The organism is Emticicia sp., assembly GCF_049241225.1.
Taxonomy (GTDB): domain Bacteria; phylum Bacteroidota; class Bacteroidia; order Cytophagales; family Spirosomataceae; genus Emticicia.
In genome coordinates this window covers 1-22680 of sequence record NZ_JBMLRC010000466.1, presented here as the reverse complement: position 1 = coordinate 22680, position 22680 = coordinate 1, and the positions used below count along the sequence as shown (strand labels likewise).

19 protein-coding genes are annotated in these 22680 nt (G+C 38.7%); 4 read left to right on the top strand and 15 right to left on the bottom strand.

The window, feature by feature from the left end:
* Positions 1–333: 333 nt before the first annotated feature.
* The 8 genes from ACOVO2_RS24070 to ACOVO2_RS24035 form a co-directional block, all read right to left on the bottom strand.
* Positions 334–1392, bottom strand: a complete 1059-nt coding sequence (locus ACOVO2_RS24070) for a pectinesterase family protein (RefSeq protein ID WP_421772421.1) — start codon at positions 1390–1392, stop codon at positions 334–336.
* Positions 1393–1434: 42 nt separating this feature from the next.
* A complete protein-coding gene (locus ACOVO2_RS24065) occupies positions 1435–3354 on the bottom strand; it encodes a glycoside hydrolase family 88 protein (RefSeq protein ID WP_421772420.1) in 1920 nt (639 codons plus the stop codon).
* A gap of 90 nt (positions 3355–3444) precedes the next feature.
* Complete coding sequence (locus tag ACOVO2_RS24060; protein ID WP_421772419.1) at positions 3445–4815, bottom strand: glycoside hydrolase family 88/105 protein; 1371 nt, start codon at positions 4813–4815, stop codon at positions 3445–3447.
* Between the two features lie 47 nt (positions 4816–4862).
* Positions 4863–5177 (bottom strand): L-rhamnose mutarotase, encoded by a 315-nt coding sequence (gene rhaM / locus ACOVO2_RS24055; RefSeq protein ID WP_421772418.1) that lies wholly within the window; start codon positions 5175–5177, stop codon positions 4863–4865.
* A gap of 99 nt (positions 5178–5276) precedes the next feature.
* On the bottom strand, positions 5277–7406 hold the full coding sequence (locus tag ACOVO2_RS24050; RefSeq protein WP_421772417.1) for a hypothetical protein: 2130 nt from the start codon (positions 7404–7406) through the stop codon (positions 5277–5279).
* Between the two features lie 76 nt (positions 7407–7482).
* The gene (tnpA, locus tag ACOVO2_RS24045) at positions 7483–7944 is read right to left on the bottom strand and encodes an IS200/IS605 family transposase (protein WP_421772416.1); all 462 of its coding nucleotides are present in this window, start codon (positions 7942–7944) and stop codon (positions 7483–7485) included.
* A gap of 234 nt (positions 7945–8178) precedes the next feature.
* Positions 8179–9114, bottom strand: coding sequence for a glycoside hydrolase family 43 protein (locus ACOVO2_RS24040; RefSeq protein WP_421772415.1), 936 nt, complete (start codon positions 9112–9114; stop codon positions 8179–8181).
* A 259-nt stretch (positions 9115–9373) separates the two neighbouring features.
* Complete coding sequence (locus tag ACOVO2_RS24035) at positions 9374–11794, bottom strand: glycoside hydrolase family 95 protein (protein WP_421772414.1); 2421 nt, start codon at positions 11792–11794, stop codon at positions 9374–9376.
* 332 nt (positions 11795–12126) lie between these two features.
* Here ACOVO2_RS24035 and ACOVO2_RS24030 point away from each other — a divergent pair, with 332 nt between their 5' ends.
* On the top strand, positions 12127–12477 hold the full coding sequence (locus ACOVO2_RS24030) for a hypothetical protein (RefSeq protein WP_421772413.1): 351 nt from the start codon (positions 12127–12129) through the stop codon (positions 12475–12477).
* A gap of 157 nt (positions 12478–12634) precedes the next feature.
* Here ACOVO2_RS24030 and glyA read toward each other — a convergent pair whose 3' ends face one another.
* The 7 genes from glyA to ACOVO2_RS23995 form a co-directional block, all read right to left on the bottom strand.
* A complete protein-coding gene (glyA, locus tag ACOVO2_RS24025) occupies positions 12635–13927 on the bottom strand; it encodes a serine hydroxymethyltransferase (RefSeq protein ID WP_421772412.1) in 1293 nt (430 codons plus the stop codon).
* Between the two features lie 266 nt (positions 13928–14193).
* Positions 14194–15513 (bottom strand): hypothetical protein, encoded by a 1320-nt coding sequence (locus ACOVO2_RS24020; protein WP_421772411.1) that lies wholly within the window; start codon positions 15511–15513, stop codon positions 14194–14196.
* 148 nt (positions 15514–15661) lie between these two features.
* Positions 15662–16162, bottom strand: coding sequence for a hypothetical protein (locus ACOVO2_RS24015; protein WP_421772410.1), 501 nt, complete (start codon positions 16160–16162; stop codon positions 15662–15664).
* Positions 16163–16212: 50 nt separating this feature from the next.
* Positions 16213–16959: a CDP-alcohol phosphatidyltransferase family protein gene (locus tag ACOVO2_RS24010; RefSeq protein WP_421772409.1), complete on the bottom strand. Its 747-nt coding sequence runs from the start codon at positions 16957–16959 to the stop codon at positions 16213–16215.
* Between the two features lie 75 nt (positions 16960–17034).
* On the bottom strand, positions 17035–17670 hold the full coding sequence (locus tag ACOVO2_RS24005) for an MBL fold metallo-hydrolase (protein ID WP_421772408.1): 636 nt from the start codon (positions 17668–17670) through the stop codon (positions 17035–17037).
* Between the two features lie 99 nt (positions 17671–17769).
* Positions 17770–18459: an SAM-dependent methyltransferase gene (locus ACOVO2_RS24000; RefSeq protein WP_421772407.1), complete on the bottom strand. Its 690-nt coding sequence runs from the start codon at positions 18457–18459 to the stop codon at positions 17770–17772.
* On the bottom strand, positions 18456–19553 hold the full coding sequence (locus tag ACOVO2_RS23995) for a PDDEXK nuclease domain-containing protein (RefSeq protein WP_421772406.1): 1098 nt from the start codon (positions 19551–19553) through the stop codon (positions 18456–18458). Before ACOVO2_RS23995 ends, ACOVO2_RS24000 begins: the two co-directional genes overlap by 4 nt.
* 102 nt (positions 19554–19655) lie before the next feature.
* Here ACOVO2_RS23995 and selD point away from each other — a divergent pair, with 102 nt between their 5' ends.
* From selD to ACOVO2_RS23980, 3 genes are all read left to right on the top strand, one after another.
* Positions 19656–20690 (top strand): selenide, water dikinase SelD, encoded by a 1035-nt coding sequence (gene selD / locus ACOVO2_RS23990; protein ID WP_421772422.1) that lies wholly within the window; start codon positions 19656–19658, stop codon positions 20688–20690.
* Positions 20691–20770: 80 nt separating this feature from the next.
* The gene (locus ACOVO2_RS23985) at positions 20771–22195 is read left to right on the top strand and encodes a glycoside hydrolase family 125 protein (RefSeq protein WP_421772405.1); all 1425 of its coding nucleotides are present in this window, start codon (positions 20771–20773) and stop codon (positions 22193–22195) included.
* Positions 22196–22294: 99 nt separating this feature from the next.
* Positions 22295–22585, top strand: coding sequence for a hypothetical protein (locus ACOVO2_RS23980; RefSeq protein ID WP_421772404.1), 291 nt, complete (start codon positions 22295–22297; stop codon positions 22583–22585).
* The last annotated feature ends 95 nt before the right edge of the window (positions 22586–22680 follow it).

The following is a 22680-nucleotide window of genomic DNA, read 5'->3' as shown; positions in this document are numbered from 1 at the left end:
CGTGCAGTTTTTGTTTGTAGTAAAAAATCTTCGTCTAAAAACGTCTTCATATCTCTCTCGTGCTATTAGCTCTTAGCGTTTAGTAATTAGCTTAAATTGTAATTAATAAAAAACTATCGTCCATCGTCTATTGACTATTGACTTTATTTCAGCAAAACTATTGAGTTTATTTTGTTTATTTTGCTATAATATTTCTTTTTTTAATACTATTTTGATAAAGGTATTCGTATAATGTGATTTTTTCATCATTTACTGCATTCAAAAAGACAAATTGTTTGTGTTGGTGGGTTTGCTACGATAATCATATCAAAAAACTTCAATCAAAGTATTTGATTATTGGGGTGTCCATTTTCCATCGAAAACCCACGATGAATTAACAGTTTTGCTTTCAATTACCCAATTATCTTTGAGCCATGAAAAGTCGTTGCCACCTTGTCGATGGCAATTTTTATAGAAAACCCTACGCCCCCAAAGAGGTGTACCAGTACCCGAGGCTGCTGCGTAAATGTCGGCATCGGCCATGAGGTCGGAAAATGTACAATCTATCAAATAAAATTGAGATTCAAGGTGGTATCTGCCAAGTTTGTAGCCTTTGTCGCCTTCAAAAGTACAGTTCTTTAAAACAGTTTTTGCTTCTTTGTTTGCCGAGCCATCGTGCCATAAAGCAGCACTGGTATTATGACATATGAAATGGCAATTTTCGGCATAAGACCAACCCCTCGGACAATAGAAATCAACACCGCCCTCCATCGTGCAGTCTTTGAAATAATACATTCCTACTGTTCCGTCCCACGGACTAACAGTGTCGCCGCCAAAAGCACGAAAAGTACAGTTTTTGAACGTGAGTCGAGTAGCTCCCGAAAAAGTACGAAGAGCCATCTGGTGTCCGTCTTTGCGAACTGTTTTCTTGCCAGTAGCGTCAGTAGGGCAGTCAATCGTAATAGGTGTATCGCTGGCCTCAAAACCATAACTATTGATAACCGTGATATTGCTGAAAACAATATCGGTCGATTGACTAATGTTTACGGTTGCAACTCCCCAGTCAGCCTTGTTGGCTGGATTACAACTCCATATATCACGAGCTTCCGAGATAGTAATGATTACGCCTTTTTCGCTTTCGCCTTTAAAGGTTAAAAACTGAATACCATCGAGATAGATACGCTCTTTGTAGGTTCCGTTTTTGATAAAAATAACACGTTCTTTATCTGCTTTTTTTGAAATACTATTGATGGCTTCTTGAATAGTTTTAAAATTTCCAGAGCCATCTGCAGCTACCACTATCTGATTGCTTGTTGGAGTAGGAGGCGTGATAGCTGGAGTATCAGTATCAATACTTGCCTTTGAACAAGCAAAAACTGCCAAAAGAAAAAAGAGATGTATGGCTCTAATCATATTGAAGATGAAGGGTCGCTTTTCATAAGCGACCCTTTAAGGTTATTTTACAGAAAGTGACCATTTAGCCAAATCTTTGGCCGCACTAAAGTTTTCGTAAATGACTGGAATTCTGCGTCCGTCGGTATATTCGTTATATAACCACGGGTCGCCTACGATGAATACACTTCCTTTGCCTACTTTCGCCGTTGCGATGATATTATCACCACCTTCACTCACAATCGTTTTAGCTGGTGACTTCACATTGAGTGTTGCTAATTCTTTGATATAAACCAATTTTGTATTCTTGAAAACTGGATTTCCGGCAGGAATATCTACTCTGCCTTGTTCCCATTTTGTGCCTTGCACCATGTTACGGCTTTTGTTCGTAAACTCAACACCAAATGCTTTTGCCAATTCATTGAAGTGCGGAATCTCGCAGTTGGCAGTATCGTTGGCCATCATGATGAGTGTTCCGCCAGCTTTTACCCAATCAGAAATTACTTTAATATCAGCTTTTTCTACAAAATTTGGCTTGGCAGTTTCTTTCTTAGTGTCAGGGTCAACGATGATATAAACATTTACACCTTTAAGATTTGCTGCCGTTGGGGCTGCCGAAATTGTTTTAAGTTTTGCTCCCAATTCTTGGTAAATTTGTCCCCAAACCCAAAAACCTGAGTGCATACGGTCGTCCCAAGTATAGTGGAAAGATTCTTGATTACCGTTCAAATCTTTTCTGAATTCATTATTGAAATAATTATCGACGGCTACGGTTTTTCCTTTGCCCAAAGCATTTTCAGCAGCAATTTCCATTTCTATACTTGCAAAGATAAATGGACCAACGCCCTTCAAATCATTTTTCTTGATTGGTTCGCTTAAGTAATATTCGTAGCTACCATCGCGGTAAGGAGTTCCGCCCAAACCGCCAACACTTACGGTTTTGTTAAGGCTGATTGTGCCATCGGCTTCTTTTTCTACAAATTCTTTCAACATTCCTGCGTAACCTTTCTTAGCAGCAGCTAAATAAGTGGCTGGCAAATAACCTTTACGCACACCTTTGGCAAGTGTATAAACAAACATGGCCGAACCAGATGCTTCTAAATAATTACCTTTACGAGTACCGAGGGCAATCATCTGATACCAAACGCCTGATTTTGGGTCTTGGTATTTGACCAAAGCAGGAGCAAGGCGTTGAAGATATTTAATCAAATTAGCTCTTTCGGGGTGGTTTTCTGGGAAATAATCAAGCACATCGACTAAAGCCATTGCGTACCAACCAATGGCACGGCTCCAAAAATGTGGCGATAGTCCAGTTTTTTTATCAGCCCATTTTTGCTCTTTGCTTTCATCATAACCATGATAAACCAAGCCAGTTTTGGCATCTACTGCATATTTTTCAATCAAAGCAAATTGCTTGGCAATATCATTGAAATGCTCTGGTTTGTTGAAAATCTTGCTGTATTCGGCAGCGAAAGGCTCGCACATGAAAAGTCCATCGAGCCACATTTGAAATGGATAACGTTTTTTATGCCAATAGCCACCTTCGTTGGTTTTTGGTTGATTTTCGATTTGTTTCCAAAGTAAATCGGCTGCTTTGATGTATTTCTCTTTCTCTGGTTGAGTTTGCTGGGCAAGCATCAACAAAGCACGTCCAGTTGGTATGTTATCGAGATTAAAATCATCGTATTTGAAAGTACGAATACTTCCATCTTTCTGTACATAACGGTCTAAATCTTTACGGATATATTCAAAATATTTGCCATCGCCCGTGCGATACCATACTTTTTCGAGAGCTTTTAGCATTAAACCTTGCTCGTAGTCCCATGCGGCGGGTTTACCTTCTTTCACTGCAATCGAATCTTTATGACGACTCATAAAAGATTCCGCCATCCAGACAGAATATGACTGCCCAAAGCACCCCCCCGCCCCTAAAGGGGAGCTAAGGATAATTATTAAATAGAAAAATAGTTTTTTAGTGTTCATTTTTGATTGAATTTTAACCCTCACCAGCGGCTGACCGTTCTTAAAGGGGAGTTGTTATTAAAAATTTTACTATCAAATAAAAGTTCCCCTTTAGGGGTTAGGGGTCTTCATTATCGCACTGTCGTTCAATGCAAATTTGTATTTTTTAATAAGATTAATGATTTCGGCACCCGCAAATAGAGCTGGACCATAACCATGTGCAGCATAAACATTTACTGGGCGGTAATAATAAAACGCTGGTTCAAAGCCCATGCCTGTGCCCACGCAAACGCCTTCTACTTGTCCTTTTTCGGTCACTTTGGTGGCTACGGCATTCCAGCCGAGAAGTGCCATTGGGCCATAAGTTGCGGCATCGAGCCATCCTTCGTTGATACCTTTCGCAATGCAATATGTATAAATAGCTGTGGCGGAGGTTTCTAAATAAGTATCATTTTTATCGAGCAATTGATGCCAAAAACCCGTGCCTGTTTGGTAAGAAGCCAAACCTTTGGCGTGGGCTTTGTATAAAGCTAAAACTTCGGCACGACCTTTATGGTCTTTTGGTAAAATATCAAGAACTTCTGTTAACGTAAGAATTGCCCAACCATTTGCTCTTCCCCAGTGAAATTCTGGGTGAGTTTCCATACTTTCTACCCAGCCGTGCATAAAAATGCCCAAGTTTTTATTGAACATTCGTTTTGAGAATTGCAAGATTTGTTTCACGGCTTCATCGTAGTATTTTTTGTCGCCGGTAAGTTTTCCCATTTGAGCGAGTGCAGGCACGCCCATAAACATATCATCGAGCCAAAGTGTATTTTTTAGCGGACGATTACGTGCCAAAGTACCATCGGCCAAACGGTATTCTTTTGTATAAATGTAATTGAGGTAATTGTCAATCAGTGGGCGAACGTTATCTTTTACCAAACCATCACGCATGGCCTTAATCATCGACACCGACATTGCTCCGCAATCATCTAAGGCGTGTGGGGCAATTACCTGACGCAATGGCATACCCGAACTTACAGGAAATTTAGCTTTGATAATTGGTGTAAGTTCTGCCAAGAAGTTGAGGCGTTGCGTTGTATATTGAGCAAAACGAGGGTCGCCAGTGGCTTTGCTGGCTGCCAACATTGCGGCATAAGTTACACCCCACTCGTAGCTGGTAAGGCTAAAATCTCCTCGGTAAACGGTTGCGTTTGTATCTATCTTCGAGAAATCTTTTATTTCTTCTTTAGTTGCTTTATTAATGACCCTTGTTGGAGTAACTGCATCTAAATAGCCATGAATTCTGTTTAATACTTGTGTAACGTCCTCAACTTTCGGACTTCCGTAGGGCGTCGGATAATCGGGTTTTGCAGTATGCAAAGACTCTGAATGTAAGGTAGAAGCTGGTGCTTGTACTTGAGCGTAAACAGTGTTTACAAGGCAAAAAGCCAATAAAACTATTGCTTTCTGGAATAAATTTGATGAAAACTGTATCATAATTTTAAGAAAAACTATCGACCGTCATCTGCGGACTATCGACTAAATTAAGCTAAATAAAAAACATTTTTTAAATCAACACTAATGGGCGAGTTATCGGGATTTGCATCCATAATATCGGCCATGTATGCCCACCAACGTTTCGTAACAGGATTATGAGGAATTTGATTGAATTTTTCTAAATCTTCGACTTTTAAAGTACCGAACAAAATATTGGTTTCTTCATCCAAAAAAATTGAATAGTCGCTAACGGTGGCATCTTTCAATACCTGACCGAGTTCGGGCCATAATTCGTCGTGGCGACGTTTGTATTCTTCTGCTTGTCCAGCATGAAGTTTCATTTTAAATCCTAAACGGTGCATATATTTAATGAGTGAATGATAGAATTAGTGAATGATAGAATTAGTGAATGAATTTGTATATTTTTCTCGAATCTTGCATCCTAAATTTGTAATCTAAACTTAAAAAAACTTTTGCATACCTTCCCATTTTACTTTCCAAGTGCCATCTTTCGGAAAACCCGGGGTTTGTGTTTTACAACCATCATAGCCCGCACACATCAAAGCTACCGCCGTGAGTAAGCCTCCATTCCCTGGTAAGTAAAGGCGTAAACGGCCATCTTGAAAATTATGCCCATTTGGCAAATACGTATTTGTTCGAATCGGCATCATCAAGCCATCAATTGCTTTTTGTGGCATATCTAAGCGAGTAGCCGTCATCGAAACCATCGGAAAATCCCAGCCCCAAGTGTCTTGCCAGTCCCAAGCTTCCCAAACTTTCTCGAAAGTTCGCTTCATGGTTGGCTTATCGAGCATCGGAGTTTCTGGCAACATACCGAGTGTACATAAAACCGCTGGGTGGTCGGTCAAATACTTCGGATTTGTATAAGAATCTTGGGCATTTTCAGTAGCCAAATACAAGCCATCTTTTTGTGGTAGAGGCGAAAGGTTTTCGATGACATGCTGCCATTTTTCATTGGGTTTTAGGCCGAGACGCTTACGCCAGTTTTGTGCAATCGTAAGCGTTTGATACCAATAATTTAGCTCATAAGTTGGATTAAAAGTATCTTCTGGCTTAAAGCGTTCTTGTGCCGAAATAATGCCTTTCCCTAAAATATACTTGCCTTTTTGTTTATCGAAATCGGCAAAAGATGCCATGAAATCGGCTGTTTCAAAAACTAATTGTTTGTATTTTTCTAAGGTTTGTGCCGTTGGTTTTTGGCGATAAACCAATTCTACGAATGTAATGATATGTGGTTGCTGCCAAATCAGATATGAACCCACCGAAGAAGCAGTTTCTCCGCCATCGTTATCAGTCATTTTTGGCCATCTTGCCCCTTCAAAACCTTGTCTTTTAGCAATATTTCGGGCAGTTGGCAGGGCTTTTTGGTACCAATCAAGGCTTTTTTCGAGTAAATCTATTCGTCCCCAAAGTGCAAAATGTACGCCGTGCCACCAGTGCATTTCGAGGTGGGGTTTGCCAAACCACGAGTTGTAAGTAAGGCCAGTTTCTTGTGGTGGAGCCGAACCCGCACATTGTAATTTAGTAAGATATTCCGAAAGGATAATTTGTCGCTCGAGTTCGTTGGCTCGTGGGTCGGTGCTTCCTGCTAAATCAATTGCTCCACCCGATTGCCAGAATTGTTTCCACCCACTAATGCTACTATTCATTACATTACTGAAAGTGCTGGCGGTTGGGGTACTTTTCTCCGAAAACTCACAAGTTAGGTTCAGTATCGTTGAATTTTTTGAAGGCTCAAACAAGAAATAATGTGCTTGTGTTTCTTTCAGTTTACCGCCGTTTGTCCAAGATAAATGAATGAAATATTGGTCTTGGTCTAAGGTATGATTGATGCTGGCACGAGTGCTTGAAGAAGCAATTATTTTCGAAGAATGTTTATCGAAGTTTGTCCAATTATTGCCCGCATCAATAAATTTATCGGTAGGATAGGGCAATCGTAAACGCACTTTTAGTTGTCCAGTTTTTAGTAAATCAGATTGCACTTTTACGCCAATAATATCTTTTTTAGTATCACAAAAAGTTTGAACATCAATGCTTACCCCTTCAAAAATAAAATGGCTTTTTATTTCACCCGTGTAAGGATTTAAAGTCTGATTAATTGCTTGAATATCAGAAGGATTAGCCACGGAATGGTCTTTCTTATAAAGCTCAAATCCTAAGTTGCCTAATTGTAAACGGTGCGGATTTTGGCGAACAAAATCTGCTGCTTCTTTTTTGCGTTTAGGCTCGTTCCACTGAGCAGCATAAGGCACTTTACGGCCATGTGATTCGAGGTCTTTGAGGGTTTCTTCTATTTTGTAATTGCCAGTATTCGGAAAACTATGCCAACCCCATTCTGATTGCGTACCGAGTGGTACACCATTGGCATAAAAATCAGGAAAAGTTTGTAAACCAGTGGCATCAACCGTGAAGGCAAATTTACCATTACCAACTGATAATGAAGCAAGTGTGTCGATTTTACTAACCTTAACTTTATGACGCTCCACAACGGCTTTTCTATCAATTTTTTGTGCAAAAACTGATGCCGAAATGCTAAGTAGAACTAATATTTTACAAACGTTTTTTGTCATAGTTTTTTGAGGGTATTTTTTGCCAAAATTAGCCTCATTATATAGTCGTTCTTTCCTGTGCTTACACGGAGAAATATTAAATCAAATCTTCAAAAATGTATTTTTCATCATAAGAAATTTTAAACTTTTCTAAGAAGTCTACGTATTCCTCTCGGAATGTATATTTTTTATGGTGTTCCTCCTGATTTTGTATGTATTTATAGACAGCATCAATTTGCGACTGACTGTATGAAAATACCCCGTAACCCTCTTGCCATTCAAATCTTTCTGGAGTTAGTGAATGGTCGTTGATATACTTTGATGATTTAGCTTTTACGGTTTTCATTAATTCCGAAACTGCAACCGTTGGTTTTAATCCAAAAAAGCAATGTACATGGTCTTCTACTCCGTTGACTATCATTGTTTTACAGCCAGTCTCATTGATTAAATTGCCAATCACGCCAAACAAATCTTTTTGCCATGTTTTTTCAATCATAGCATTTCTATACTTCACTGCAAAAACAGTTTGTAGATAGATTTGATGGTAGGTGTTTGCCATTTTTTGCGTTTTATAATAAGCCGAGCCTATGGCTCTCGTTATCGGTTAATTTGTATTTTACGGCGGGTTAAAACCCACCGCTACAATATTGGTCGAGCCTTTGGCTCTTTATTATGTTTTTTTATTCAAATAGTTAAAGAGCCGTTAGGCTCGATTTATGTTGTAGCCACGGATTTTAATCTGTGGAACGGGAGATAAAGGTTAATTAAAGAGCCGTAGGCTCGGCACATATAATTATTTCCCCTTTATCCCCTCAAAAACTTTCTCCGAAACCTTAAAAACTGTTCCATGACGTAAGCCTTTTGGAAAACTGACTTGGTCGGAAATATCTTCCCAATTCTTCATATCTTTTGAACGTATCGCACCGTATTTGTGGTCACGATATTTATCGAAATAAACATAGACGTATTCACCGATACGAATCGAAGTTGGTCCTTCTGCCCAATATTTTCCTGTGATTGGCTCAGAAACTTTATCGATTGCAAATGAACTTGCTTTGTTTGATTTTACGATACGAATATTCTTTTGTGGCGGATTAGGATTTTCGTTTTTGATAAACATGTAGTAACTTTTTCCATCTTTCAGAATTGTAGCATCAATGGCACTGAAATCAGGGTTGAAAAACATTTTGGTTGGACTAAATGTCTTAAAATCAGTTGTTTCTGTATAATAAATGCGGTGATTCCAGCCTTTTTCTTTTTCCGAATCCGCTACATCTCCGTGTCTGCCAGGAATGGTTGTTGCCCAGAAAATGAGGTAGTTTTTCTTTTTATCGTCATAAAAGACTTCGGGAGCCCACGAGTTTTTGGCGGTGGGTTCGTGTTCCATTACTGGAATGGCTTTTTGCTCTGACCAATTTATCAAATCTTTTGACGAAGCATAGCCAATGATTTGGTCGTGCCAGCCACTTGTCCAAACCATCTGGAAAGTACCATCGGGCGATTGAATAATACATGGGTCACGCATCAATTTATCTTTTCCAATTTCGGGTTTCAGAAAAGATTTTCCTTCATTAAGGCTTTCCCATTTTAGGCCATCTTTACTGTAAGCAAAGTGTAAACCATCCTGACCGTTATCGGTGAAATAAGAAAATAGATAAACGTCCTTTTGTGCAAAAACAAAGTTAGAAATAAGAAGTAGAAGTAAACCTACGATTCTTGATGAGGTCATGCTTTATCGGGTTGAATACTTTTAAGGCCTAAAGACCTTAAAATTAGCCCGATTTTTGTAGTAAATCAATATTTATTATGGCTTATTTTACGCAAACGTTATCGGGAACGTTCCCGGAATGGAATTCCCGGAATGGAATTCCCGGAATGGAATTCAGAAGAAAAATTTTTGAAATGAAAATTTAGAAGAAGAAATTATTCCAATAGGAGAAGTAAAACTTTGGTAAGTTTTTTAAGCTTACCAAAGTTTGATTATTTATTTACCAAACAATCTCCATTTTCTGTCCAGCAGTTAATGAAACCGTTTTGGTTTTATTTCCCGAAATCAAGGTAGTTTTTCCACCTTTTTTCGATGAAATGATTAATTTTTTGAGTGTTTTACCGCTCCATTCGAGTGAAACTTCAAATCCACCTCTGGCTTTTATTCCTTTTACTGAGCCACTTTCCCAAACATCGGGTAGGGCAGGGAGGAGGCGAATCTCCTGTTCGTCAGATTGCACCAACATTTCTGCTACGGCTGCTGCTCCGCCAAAGTTTCCATCAATTTGGAAAGGTGGGTGAGCGTCGAATAGGTTCGGGTAAGTACCACCCCCACGAGCATAGTTAGTTTTTACGCCATCTGGTTCTACGTAGTGCAGGAGTTCTCGATACATTTTATAGGCACGATTGCCGTCTAAAAGCCTTGCCCAAAGGTTGATTCTCCAGCCTTTACTCCAACCTGTTGTTTCGTCACCTTTGATTTCGAGTGTTTTGCGGCAAGCATCGGCCAAAGCAGGGGTTTTTAAAGGCGAAATATGGTTTCCTGGGAAAAGTCCAAACAAGTGAGATTGGTGGCGGTGCTGTGGTTCGGCATCTTCCCAATCATAATACCATTCTTGCAAATTCCCTTTTTTACCGATTTGATAAGGGTAAAGTTTAGCCAAAGCCGTTTCGAGTTTTGCTCTAAATTCGGCATCGGTATTTAATATTTTCGATGCTTTGATGGTTTGTTCAAAACATTCACGAATCATTGCTAAATCGGCCGTTCCGCCGTATAGTGTAGCTCCTTTGTAGCCATCGGGAGCGATGTAAATGTTTTCGGGAGAAGTTGATGGTGAGGTAATTAGCTTACCGTTTTTATCTTCAACCAACCATTCTAAACAAAATTGTGCCGCACCTTGCATGAGCGGATAAGCTTCGTTTTTCAAGAAGTTTTGGTCTTTTGTAAATACATAATGTTCCCAAAGGTGCGTACTGAGCCACGCACCGCCCATATTCCAGTTGGCCCAACCTGGGTCGCCATCGCCAAAATCACCAACTGGATTACTCATTGCCCAAATATCCGAGTTATGAGCAACCGCCCAGCCATTTACACCATAAAATGTTTTGGCCGTAATTTTACCAGTGGTAGCTACATTTTTGATGAATTTCATCATTGGCTCGTGCATTTCGCTCAAATTCGTATTTTCGGCGAGCCAATAATTTTCTTCGGCGTTGATATTAGTTGTGTAGTTACTGCTCCAAGGTGGACGCATGTACGGATTCCAAATGCCTTGTAGATTGGCTGGTACGCCCATCGTGCGAGAACTACTGATGAGCAAATATCGCCCGTATTGAAAATATAAAATTTCCAAGTTTTTATCTTCTTCACCTTTGGCGTAGCGTCTTAATCTCTCATCGGTTGGAAGATTCGGTGCAGTGGTTTTGCCTAGATCTAAACTTACACGATTGAAGAATTTTTGATAGTCAAGCAAATGAGCTTGTTTGATTTGAGCGAAAGTTTTACCAAAAGCTTTGCTTAAATTACTCGCTGCAATTGCTTGATTATTAAGGCCTTGTGTAGCAGGGTTTTTATCAAAACCATTAAAACTTGTGGCAATCGAAACGTAGATAATGGCTTCGGTTGCTCCTTTTACGCCCAAAGTGCTATCAGTACTTACGATTGAGCCACCAGTATTTTTAATTTTGGCCAGTGTTGTAAAACGTGTGCCTTTGTTTTCATCAAAAACAATAGGGTTTTCAACTCTTCTATAATTGGGTTCGGCTTTGATTGGAGCGTAGCCATTGGCCTGCAAAGTTTGGTTAGGCGTAGAAACCTTGTATTTGAGCAAGCTATTAAATTTTACATCAAATGTTAAAGCTCCTTTTTGGCTACTTGTGAGTTTTACAACCATGATTTGGTCAGGCTGCGAAACAAAGTATTCACGAGTATATTTAACACCGTTAATTTCGTAAGTAACCTTTGAAACTGCCTTTGAAATATCTAATTCTCGGTAATAATTACTGACTTTTGCAGTTCCTCCATCGGGGCGGTCCGACGTTTCGGTTAGGGGGCTGATAAACATCGTACCAAGTGGTGCATAAGACTCCGAAAATTTGCCTTGTAGTTTGCGTTGAAGTTTATCGGCCAATTTATAATCTTCATTTTTGAGTGCTTCTCTGATGGCAGGTACATTCTTGTAAGCGTCTGGGTTCATGTTGGCATTTACTGGTTCTCCCGACCAGAGTGTAGCGTCATTGAGGAGAATCTTGTCAGATTCTACGCCACCAAATACCGTCGCACCGAGTTTGCCATTTCCCAACACCAGCGTTTCCTCAAAATACTGAGCGGGTTGTTTATACCAAAGTGTGGTGGTTGATTGTGCGAAGGTTTCGCACGAAAGTATCAGCAAAGCTAATACTTTCAGAGATTTTTTGAACATAATTGATTAAGGAGGGTTTATTTTTGTAAAGATAAAAAAACACGTTTAAATAATCGCTTGTATTTGAGATATTCCTATATTTATCTACATTTGTATATATTTGTTAAAGAATGTTAACAAATAGAAAAATATCTGTTTTAATCTGCAACTTTGTACTACGTTTTTGCATCTTATATATGTAATCCTTTTTACGAACCATTTATCCTCGATTTCGACCATTCATAAGAAAAATTGAAAAATAAAAGGTACTATGTATTGCATAATACCAAATAAAACACATATCTTTGTATTGTCAATCAGATAATGAGTTCAGACACGCAAAACACAAGAACATGAAAAAGCTATTATTACTCCTTGCAATCACTTCTTTTAGTTTCGGTTCAATGGCTATGGGTTTTCCTCATAATACCTACGAGCAGCAACGCACGCTGAGCAAAAATATTAAGCAGAAGAATTTGGTAAATGAACTCGAAAAATCAATCAAAGTAAATCTGGAAAGCATTTCAATCGTAAAAGAAGATACCAACGCACAATCGTTTGTAGAGATGTTTACGAATTATGTAGTTGAGTTTTTTACTGAAAAAATATTCGGAAAAAAATTAGCGGAATGCGAAATCTTGAAAGAAGCGAAAGGAGAGTGTATAGCAATCAAACAAGATTTTGAATATTATTTAGTAGCATAATCTGTGGAACGAAGCTCCGTTTCGTTCGCAAAGAATTTATATACGGTTTAGTTAGGGTTTAGAAAAAGGCTTGATTCGTTTGAACCAAGCCTTTCTTATTTCTTAACTTTTAAGGAAGTCTTCCCTCAAAGGGAAGACTTCCTTTTATAACCAATAATTAATATTGAAACAACGGATAGTTTTTCATCCAGTTGTTGATTTCGCCTCTTACATTCGCAATTTTCGTTGCGTTATCGTGATTCATCAATACTTCATCAATCAAATCTACGATTCTTATCATATCAGCTTCTACCAAACCACGAGTTGTCATGGCCGAAGTTCCTACACGCATACCCGAAGTTGTCATGGCTGTTTTATCATCAAACGGAACCATGTTTTTATTTACCGTAATATCTGCTTGAATCAGTGAATTTTCAGCAATTTTACCAGTTAAGTTTTTCGGACGTAAGTCAATCAACATCAAGTGATTATCTGTTCCGCCAGAAATAACTTGATAGCCGCGGTTCATAAATTCTTGAGCCATTACTCTGGCATTTTTCTGAACTTGTACTTGGTAGTTATAGAATCCTTCGGTCAAAGCTTCGCCGAAAGCAACTGCTTTTGCAGCAATAATATGCTCCAATGGCCCACCTTGCGTACCTGGGAAAACACCAGAATCTAATAAAGAAGACATCATTCTGATTTCGCCTTTTGGCGTTGTGATTCCGAAAGGATTCGGGAAATCATTACGCATCATGATTACGCCACCACGAGTACCACGAAGGGTTTTATGGGTAGTTGTTGTCACGATATGGCAATGGTCGAATGGGTCGTTTAATAAACCTTTGGCAATCAGACCTGATGGGTGAGAAATGTCAGCCAATAAGATTGCACCGATTGAATCGGCAATTTGGCGAAGACGAACATAGTCCCAGTCACGAGAATAAGCCGATGCTCCACAAATAATCATTTTCGGACGCTCACGGTGAGCAGTTTCTTCAACTTTATTCCAGTCGATTAGACCTGTTTCTTGCTCAACACCGTAGAAGAAAGGTTGGAAGTATTTTCCTGAAATATTTACTGGCGAACCGTGCGAAAGGTGTCCACCGTGGGCAAGGTTAAAGCCTAAAATTTTATCACCAGGTTTCAAACATGCCACAAAAACCGCCATGTTTGCCTGAGCTCCCGAGTGTGGCTGAACGTTTGCCCAAGTAAGATTAAATAATTGTTTGAGACGGTCGATAGCGATTTGCTCAACTTGGTCAACTACCTCACAACCACCATAATAGCGTTTTCCTGGAAGACCTTCAGCGTATTTATTTGTCAAAACACTACCTGCCGCTTCCATCACCTGTGGCGACACGAAGTTTTCAGAAGCAATCAATTCGATGCCATGTAATTGGCGATTGTTTTCTTTCGTGATTAAATCAAAGATTTGCGTGTCACGAATGATGGAAGTTTCTACAGACATAATTTGGTAAATTGGTTATCAGTTATTGGTTATTGGTGTTTCCAACCAACACCGGCTTTGGAGTCATTAGATTACAAAATTAACTGATAATTAATAGAAGATGAATTTTTGACAAAATAATATTTGGCTGACTTTGAATTATTGAGAAGTTTCTTGGTAAAGTTATATTTTTAGTATGCAGTTTGTAGTCTTCAGTTTGCAGTCAAGAATCTTTAGACTGCTCATTGAGGATTGCCCACTGAGAACTGCCTACTGAAGACTGTAAACTATCGCACAAACGTACTTTCTTTTAGCATTTTCTCTAAAACCTCACAGCTTGAAACATACGAAAGCTCGGTTTGATAAGAGCCTCCATTAATGATAAAAACTCGTGGGTGTGCCTTGAAAAATGCTTTTTTGTAGGCATCGGCCAATGTTTCTAAGCCAATATCAAGGCGTTTTTCGTTGATTTCGGCTTCGCTGTAAAGTGATAATGGCTCTTTTTTCCAAAACTTTTTATCATCTTTGCCTTGTAGAAGTCTGTTTTCACAGTTAAGATTTCCATCTAATCGGTATTGCAGTACTTTTACATTGCCCATTGAATAAAAATTGGGGGTTTTATCGGTATTGGAATTATTTGTTTCTAAAGTAATATTTCCAACCTTATTGATTTGGTATGGGGCAATTTTTCCATCTCTAATTGCCTGAATGAGCATCGGAGTTAAATCTTTGCTATAAGTGTAGAGCGAGCCACCTAAAATATTTATAGCTAAGTTCCTGTCTAAAACAGAATAACTGTTTTGTCTGTAAGTATTGAATCTAAATACTCTCGAATACCCAGTGTTAAAATCGGACAAGCCAACTAAATTTTCATCAGGAAATCCATATGTATCAATTAAGTTAAGTGTTTTATGAAAAGCTAAACGCATATTTGTTGACGCTTTAAAATCATTGATTTTTCGTAGGCTATCTATTTGTTTGATTAGTTTTTCGGACATTTTTCCGTAAAAGAAAGTTAGACTATCTCGAGGAAATATGACTTGCGTGAAAACTCCTTTTTTTCCTGTCTTACTGTTTTTTACAACAAGTGAATCTTCCAGTTTTTTTGTGTATTCTTTGTAAAATGTCCGCAGTTCGGCCGTGAGTGGAGTATATGGCTCTTGAGTAATGAGTGCATGATAGGCCTTCAAACTATCTCTCAATTCTTGATTAATGTCAGGTTTTACCAACCTCATTTGGCTTTCAAATTTGCTCCAAACTTTGCAAGTATCGGCCACATATTTAAAAAAGGCATCTTTCCGCAAACTATCCGAAGGATAACCTTTTTCTACGATTTTCTCCAAATAATCAAACATAGTTGGCATCTTGCCAACCATTGCGGCACAAATGGCGGCATTGTAATAATCTTTGGCGAAGGGCTTTTTTACATTATCGAAAGCTGCTTTGTAATAATCGAGTGCTTCGTAATAATTAGTATCAACAATTGCCAATTCGGCCGAATTGATGATGGGGTGGTAGATACGAGTAAAATCGCCTTGGGCGAATAAACAGCCCCCTGCCCCCCGATGGGGGAATAGAAGGATGAAGATTAATAGGAGTTTTTTCATAATAATGTGGTGCGAATCGTGTATTTGTTGAGAATAATCGTAGGAACGTCCAATTTGGACGTTCTTGTGGAAAATCTATCTAAAAATAGAAAAACCTGCCCAAAGTTGAGCAGGTTTTAGGAAACTTTAACAAAGTTTTAACAAATTCTTAGGATAAAAACTTGAGGTTCATTGCATATAGCCCCGAGAAAATAGCGGCATTAATCAAAGCCATAACCCCAATACCCCAGCCAGCAGCTCCGCCCATGATAACGATTGGAGCAATAATACCAATGGCATTGCCAGCAAGATAGACCCAAAAGCCTTTTTTGCGGAGTCCCCACATCCAAATTGCTCCCAAAATCAATAAAATGCTCGAAATCAAGGTCATCACTCCCGAAGTAACTAAGGTATCTTTCTGAATAAGCTGATTGGCTTCTTCTTGCGATTCTTCAATTTTTTCAAGGTCTTTTTCTGACATATATTTTGAAAACATATCCATCACCATTTCATTGGCTTGCTCTTTACTCTCGATTACTTTTTCGGGGGTAAAAATATTCGGAATTGCTCCATAGAATTTGTAGGCGTTCCAGACGAGTGTAAGAACACATAAAATCGTCAGAAACATCGGACGAACGGAAATTTGGTTTTCTTCAAATGGATTTTGCATGATTTTGTGTTTTAGGTTAAAGGTCTGACGGTACGTCTGACCGATGAGTTTTACGGTTTAGTTGTTCTAAAATTACTAATTACCGATAAAAAGATGTACAAAAATATGATTAACGGTATAGCTAAGAATTTCAGACTTACAAGTAAAATTACAGAAAGAATCAGAAAAATATACTTAATTTGGTTAGAAGCCCAAGAAAAATTCTTGAATTTGAGTGCAAATAATGGAATTTCTGAAATCAGTAAATAACTCATAATGAGTGTGTAACTAATTAATAAGGTGGAGTTAAGAATTAAGGATTTGTATTCGGGATTAAATTCTAAAATCAGAGGAAACGAAGCCGCCACAAAAGCATTGGCAGGTGTAGGAACGCCAATAAATGAATCTGACTGGCGAGTATCAATGTTGAATTTGGCCAAACGTAGGCATGAAAAAAGGGCCAAAATAAATGCTACATAAGCCAAGGTAGGCAAATGTGTTTGTGATAAAAGATTTGACGGAATTAAATCAGATAAAACGGTATTTTGGGTTGTTGTAATCTGAATCAATTTGGCAAGAATAAAAGCAGGCAAAACTCCAAACGTAACCATATCGGCCAACGAATCGAGTTGTTTTCCAATTTCAGAATGTTGTTTGAGCAAACGAGCTACAAAGCCATCCAAAAAATCAAGAATCCCTGCAATAAATATCAGATAAGAAGCCCAAAGCAGATTTCCTTCAAAAACAAAAACGATACCCAAGCAACCACAAAGTAGATTGCCGAGCGTCATTATATTTGGAATAGTAAATAATTTCATAAAGTTGTAGAACAAGTTTCTAAATGTTCGATTGTGTCAATGATATTTATACAGAGAACAATTCAGAGAATTATTCTACAAAAATGGATTTGTCTTACGTTCGTAGCCGATGGTCGTTGGGTCGCCATGACCAGAATAAACCTTATAATTATCATCAAGCGTCAGAAATTGCGTTTCGATGCTATGAATCAATGCTTCGTGGCTACAAAATGGAAAATCTGTTCGCCCAACACTTCCTCTGAAAAGCACATCGCCACCGATAACAAATTTCTGAGCATGATTCACAAAAGCCAAATGTCCAGGAGCGTGTCCCGGCACAAATCTTATTTCGAGCTCCGAGTTTCCGAAGAAAATTTTATCATTTTCATCAATAAAATCATCGGCTTCAACTGGTTCGTAGCCTCTTATTCCCCACATTCGGCAGCGATTTTCTACATCAGCCAAAATCGGAATTTCGTTTTTGTGAATTAGCATCTTAACACCGAATTTTCGCTTCACATAAGCAGCTCCAAAAACATGGTCGAGGTGGCAGTGTGTTTGCAGTAATTGCTTCACTACCAAACGATTATCGGCAATAAAATCGGCCAATTCTTCTTTTTCGTATTGAGCCAAACAGCCAGCATCAATGATGACGGCTTCGTGAGTTTCGTCCCACAAAACATATGTATTTTCCGCAATCGGCGAGAATGTAAAGGAATGTATGTTTATCATGTTGTAAAGCCCCTCCCAACCCTCCCCGATAGGGAGGGCTTAATTAGGATATATTTAGTGTTTTTTCTATCGACCATCGTCTGTGGACAGTCGACTATATCACAAAAGTAAAAAAATAGTGGGTTTTTTGTGTAAATCTGGTTTAGATTTTCGCCAGTCTTTCACTCGTAGGGTTTTGATGAACTCGTCAGCGGCGGTTACGTTGCAGGCGATACATAGCAAAGTTTCGGGGTTCAGATTTTGCAAAACATCTTCCAGCAATTGATTATTGCGGAAAGGTGTTTCCATAAAAATCTGTGTTTGTTGCTTTTTCTTGGCCAGTTGTTCTAAATCTTTCAAGGCTTTTATTCGAGCTGACTTATCAATCGGCAAATAACCATTGAAAGTAAAACTCTGACCATTAAAACCCGAAGCCATCAAAGCCATCAAAATCGAACTTGGCCCAACCAATGGCACAACTTTATGCCCGAGTTGGTGAGCGTAACCTACGGCAACCGCTCCAGGGTCAGCCACACCTGGGCAACCTGCTTCGCTGATGATTCCTGCATCGGTTTTTAGTTTTTTTAGTTGTGCAAGAGTTTGGTCGTGGGGCGTATCTTTGTTTAGTTCATAAAACGTAATATCGTCAATTACTTTATTGAGCTTTAGGCTACTGATAAATCTTCGGGCGGTGCGGAGTTCTTCCACAAAAAAAACATTCAGTTCGCTCACGACTGCCTTTATTTGGGGCGGTAAAACGGTTTCTTGCGTGTCGGGTGCGAGAATGGTTGGTATCAGAAAAAGGGTCATATTTTGTTTAGTTCAGCTTCAATTTCTTCGATAGTTGGAAGGCTTCCTTTGAGGTTTTCTGGTAAAATTTTCTTTAAATCATATTCTGAGATGCCAATTGGTTTTTCAATGCCTCTGAGAGCGTATTCGGCCTCTAAATTATCTTTCGTTTTGCAGATGATTATTCCAATCGTTGGTTGGTCGGTTTCATGTTTTAGCTTTTCATCAACAACATTCAAATAGAAGTTGAGTTTTCCTGCAAATTCGGGTTGAAATTCAACAACCTTTAGCTCAATAACAATAAAGCATCGTAATTTGAGATGATAAAAAAGTAAATCAATAAAATATTCTTTTTCTCCTAAATAGATAGGATATTGCTTGCCAACAAACGAAAAGCCAGCACCTAATTCGAGCAAAAATTCAGTAATTTGCTGAATGAGGGCTTTTTCTAAATCTCGCTCATTATACTTTTCGGTTAATTGAAGAAAATCAAATTGATATGGGTCTTTCAGCAATTGATTGGCGAGGTCAGACTGAGATTGTGGCAAAGTGGCAATAAAATTATTGACAGCTTTACCCTGTCTTTCGTATAAATTACTTTCAATTTGATGCAATAAAATACTTCGACTCCAATTATTTTCAATTGTTTTTTGAATGTAAAATATCGCTTCTTGGGTATTTTTTATTTTTTGAATAATTACAATATGATGCCCCCAAGGAATCTTGAATAATTCATCACCTAATTGCAAAGCAGCTTGTTGACTTTTTATAAGTTGTTGATTATTAGTGGTTTCAAATTCGTCAACAAGTTGTTGGCGAATTTGATTAGAACTGTAAAAGAGAAAAAATTGCTTACAATACTTTAGATTAGACACTGAAAATCCACCAATATTAGGAAACTCAACTTTTAAGTCTTTGCTAAGTTGGTCAATAAATCCACTTCCCCATTTGGCGGTTTCTTGCTTCTCTACAATTTGCTGACCCAGTTCCCAATAAAGTTGAATCAACTCTCTATTAACAGCCAGCGATGCTTTTATTTGACTTTGTTGAATCTTGATTTTTAGTCCAAAAAGCCAGCTTTTATAATCAATATTACTTATTTCACTATTCATCATAGATAATTTTGTTTCTGGAATGCTGATTTTAAAAACCAGTTTTATCAAAACCATTCTACAATATTATGTATTTTTACGACGGTTTACAAAATCATCAATTCTATCATGTCAGAAATAAAACTTACTCAATATAGTCACGGGTCGGGTTGTGGATGTAAAATTTCTCCGAAAGTTCTCGACCAAATTTTGCACACATTAACGCCCCAAAATTCCTTCCCGAATCTTTTGGTGGGAAATAAAGACAAAGACGATGCCGCAGTTTTTGATTTGGGAAACGGCGAAGCAATCATCAGTACAACTGACTTTTTCATGCCAATCGTTGACGATGCCTTTGATTTTGGACGAATCGCCTCGACCAATGCACTCAGCGATATTTATGCAATGGGTGGCGAACCAATGATGGCGATTGCCATTTTAGGTTGGCCGATTGATACAATTCCTGCCGAAATTGCTCAGAAAGTGTTGGATGGTAGTCGAGCAACTTGCACAGCGGCCAATATTCCGTTGGCGGGTGGACATAGCATTGATAGTCCCGAACCGTTTTTTGGTTTGGCCGTAACTGGAAAAGTGAAAATTGAGCATCTGAAACAAAACTCAACTGCTACTGAAGGCTGTTTACTTTACCTGACAAAACCGCTCGGTGTTGGACTATTAGCAACGGCTCAGAAAATGGGAATTTCAAACCCCGAATATTTACAAGTCGCTGTCAATCAGATGGCTACGCTCAATAAAGTAGGAGCAGAGTTGGGTAAAATGCCCGAAGTAAAAGCTATGACTGATGTAACGGGTTTCGGACTTTTAGGACATTTGGTAGAAATGTGCGAAGGAAGCAATCTAAGTGCCGAAATCTCCTACGAAAAAGTGCCAAAAATGCCCGAAGCTAACGATTATTTATATCCGTTTTGTGCTCCAAAAGGCTGTAATACCAACTGGGAAAGTTATGGCGAAAAAGTATCGGCCATCAACGATACACAAAGGATTTTATTGGCCGACCCACAAACCAGCGGTGGACTTCTGATTGCCGTAGAACCAGCAGGAAAAGAGGCATTAGAACGAATTTTGCAAGAAAATGGCATTTCGGCTGAGCCTTTCGGACAAATGATTGCTAAAACTGAGAAAAGTATCAATGTGATTTAATTACCCAATTTTTTATTCATAGCGATGGGTTTGCAAACCCATCGCTATGGAATTTGAGAACAAAACAACGACCATACAAAATGCAAAACATCAATCGTCGTAAATTTATACAGCAAAGTACATTGGCTGGCATAGGTTTATTGATTCAAACCAAAGGTTTCGCACAAGATTTTCCAAGTGTGAGGGTTTCGGCCGACAAACGAAATTTTAATAGCTCGGCCATCGAAGCGACCATTAGCCGCATGAAAACTCAGATTAAAGACCCTGAGTTGGCGTGGTTGTTTGAAAACTGTTTCCCGAATACACTTGACACAACAGTTCATTTCAAAAAAAAGGGCGACCGTCCCGATACTTTTGTGATTACGGGCGATATTCACGCCATGTGGTTGCGAGATAGCACTGCACAAGTAACACCCTATTTGAGTTTGATGAAAGAAGATACTGCTCTGCAACAACTCATTGCGGGTGTAATCAACCGCCAAACCGAATGTATTTTGATTGACCCTTACGCCAATGCGTTTAATGATGGTGCAGGAAAATCAGAATGGATGAGCGACCATACCGACATGAAACCCGAACTCCACGAACGCAAATGGGAACTTGATTCGCTTTGCTATACAGTTCGTTTGGCGTACAATTATTGGAAATTAACAAACGATACGAGCGTTTTCGACGAAAAATGGCTGAAAGCTGCCCAAAGTATTATTGCCACTTGTCGAGAACAACAACGTTTCAATGGTGTAGGGAGATACCGTTTCGGACGAACCACTTCTTGGTCAACTGATACTGTTCCGGGTAATGGATTGGGCAATGTAACCAAACCTAATGGCTTGATTCACAGTATTTTCCGCCCATCGGACGATGCCACGGTTTATCCGTTTTTGATTCCTGCCAATTTGTTTGCCGTGGTTTCGTTCCGACAAATAGCTGAGATTGCTACCAAAGTTTATAAAAATGCAGCTTTTGCCAAAGAATGTCAAGATTTTGCGAATGAAGTAGATGCCGCCATTAAAAAACATGCTGTTATTACGCACCCAAAATTTGGTAAAATCTATGCCATGGAAGTAGATGGTTTTGGGAATTGTTTGCTACAAGACGATGCCAATGTGCCGAATCTAATGAGTTTACCGTATTTGGGAGCAGTAAAAACCAATGACCCGATTTACCAAAATACTCGTCGATTTGTGCTGAGCGACTCGAACCCGTACTTTTTCAAAGGCAAAGCGGCCGAAGGTGTTGGCAGTCCGCATACATTGGTTAATCAGATTTGGCCTTTGAGCATTATCATGCGAGCCATGACTTCAACCGATGATAAAGAGATTTTGCAACAACTCAAATTCTTAAAAAATACCCACGCCAATACAGGTTTCATGCACGAATCATTTGATAAAGATGATGCCACTAAATTCACAAGAAAATGGTTTGCGTGGGCAAATACACTTTTTGGTGAAATGATACTGAAAGTAGCCAAAGAACGCCCGCATTTATTGAAAAACATGCTTTGATTGTAGGATAAATTCTCATTTTGAAGAATCTCAGACTTTGTAGAGCGGAGATATGAAGTTGGAGTATTTGTAGGGTTTGAAGCTCCAAAAAATGTTCTTATGGAAAAGAAAAAACTAACATCAAAAGAATTAATGTTAATTTCGACGGAATTGATTAGAAATTTTTTAAATCAATTCAATGTTCCAAATGAAATTCGAGCAAAATTAGTGAGGGGGATAAGTTTTGGTTATAAAAAAGATAGAAATGCAATTGTAGAATTATATATGCCTGGCGAAACTCCATCTGATGCGATTATACTTGTAACATATTGTATAAATAAATTTTCAGGTGAATATCAGGAAGAAATACTTCAAAAAAACTTACAATTATTAAGTTCGATTTCGATGTGATTATTTGAAATATAATTGAAGATACCTTGCTCTGCGAAGTCTCCGACTTCGTAGTGGTGTTAGTTGTTCTCTGAACAGCGGTGTTTGTATACGTC

Bases quoted from the DNA above. Each gene is read 5' to 3' on its own strand.
- ACOVO2_RS24070 (WP_421772421.1), bottom strand. From the start codon at position 1,392: ATGATTAGAGCCATACATCTCTTTTTTCTTTTGGCAGTTTTTGCTTGT.
- ACOVO2_RS24065 (WP_421772420.1), bottom strand. From the start codon at position 3,354: ATGAACACTAAAAAACTATTTTTCTATTTAATAATTATCCTTAGCTCC.
- ACOVO2_RS24060 (WP_421772419.1), bottom strand. From the start codon at position 4,815: ATGATACAGTTTTCATCAAATTTATTCCAGAAAGCAATAGTTTTATTG.
- rhaM (WP_421772418.1), bottom strand. From the start codon at position 5,177: ATGCACCGTTTAGGATTTAAAATGAAACTTCATGCTGGACAAGCAGAA.
- ACOVO2_RS24050 (WP_421772417.1), bottom strand. From the start codon at position 7,406: ATGACAAAAAACGTTTGTAAAATATTAGTTCTACTTAGCATTTCGGCA.
- tnpA (WP_421772416.1), bottom strand. From the start codon at position 7,944: ATGGCAAACACCTACCATCAAATCTATCTACAAACTGTTTTTGCAGTG.
- ACOVO2_RS24040 (WP_421772415.1), bottom strand. From the start codon at position 9,114: ATGACCTCATCAAGAATCGTAGGTTTACTTCTACTTCTTATTTCTAAC.
- ACOVO2_RS24035 (WP_421772414.1), bottom strand. From the start codon at position 11,794: ATGTTCAAAAAATCTCTGAAAGTATTAGCTTTGCTGATACTTTCGTGC.
- ACOVO2_RS24030 (WP_421772413.1), top strand. From the start codon at position 12,127: ATGAAAAAGCTATTATTACTCCTTGCAATCACTTCTTTTAGTTTCGGT.
- glyA (WP_421772412.1), bottom strand. From the start codon at position 13,927: ATGTCTGTAGAAACTTCCATCATTCGTGACACGCAAATCTTTGATTTA.
- ACOVO2_RS24020 (WP_421772411.1), bottom strand. From the start codon at position 15,513: ATGAAAAAACTCCTATTAATCTTCATCCTTCTATTCCCCCATCGGGGG.
- ACOVO2_RS24015 (WP_421772410.1), bottom strand. From the start codon at position 16,162: ATGCAAAATCCATTTGAAGAAAACCAAATTTCCGTTCGTCCGATGTTT.
- ACOVO2_RS24010 (WP_421772409.1), bottom strand. From the start codon at position 16,959: ATGAAATTATTTACTATTCCAAATATAATGACGCTCGGCAATCTACTT.
- ACOVO2_RS24005 (WP_421772408.1), bottom strand. From the start codon at position 17,670: ATGATAAACATACATTCCTTTACATTCTCGCCGATTGCGGAAAATACA.
- ACOVO2_RS24000 (WP_421772407.1), bottom strand. From the start codon at position 18,459: ATGACCCTTTTTCTGATACCAACCATTCTCGCACCCGACACGCAAGAA.
- ACOVO2_RS23995 (WP_421772406.1), bottom strand. From the start codon at position 19,553: ATGATGAATAGTGAAATAAGTAATATTGATTATAAAAGCTGGCTTTTT.
- ACOVO2_RS23985 (WP_421772405.1), top strand. From the start codon at position 20,771: ATGCAAAACATCAATCGTCGTAAATTTATACAGCAAAGTACATTGGCT.
- ACOVO2_RS23980 (WP_421772404.1), top strand. From the start codon at position 22,295: ATGGAAAAGAAAAAACTAACATCAAAAGAATTAATGTTAATTTCGACG.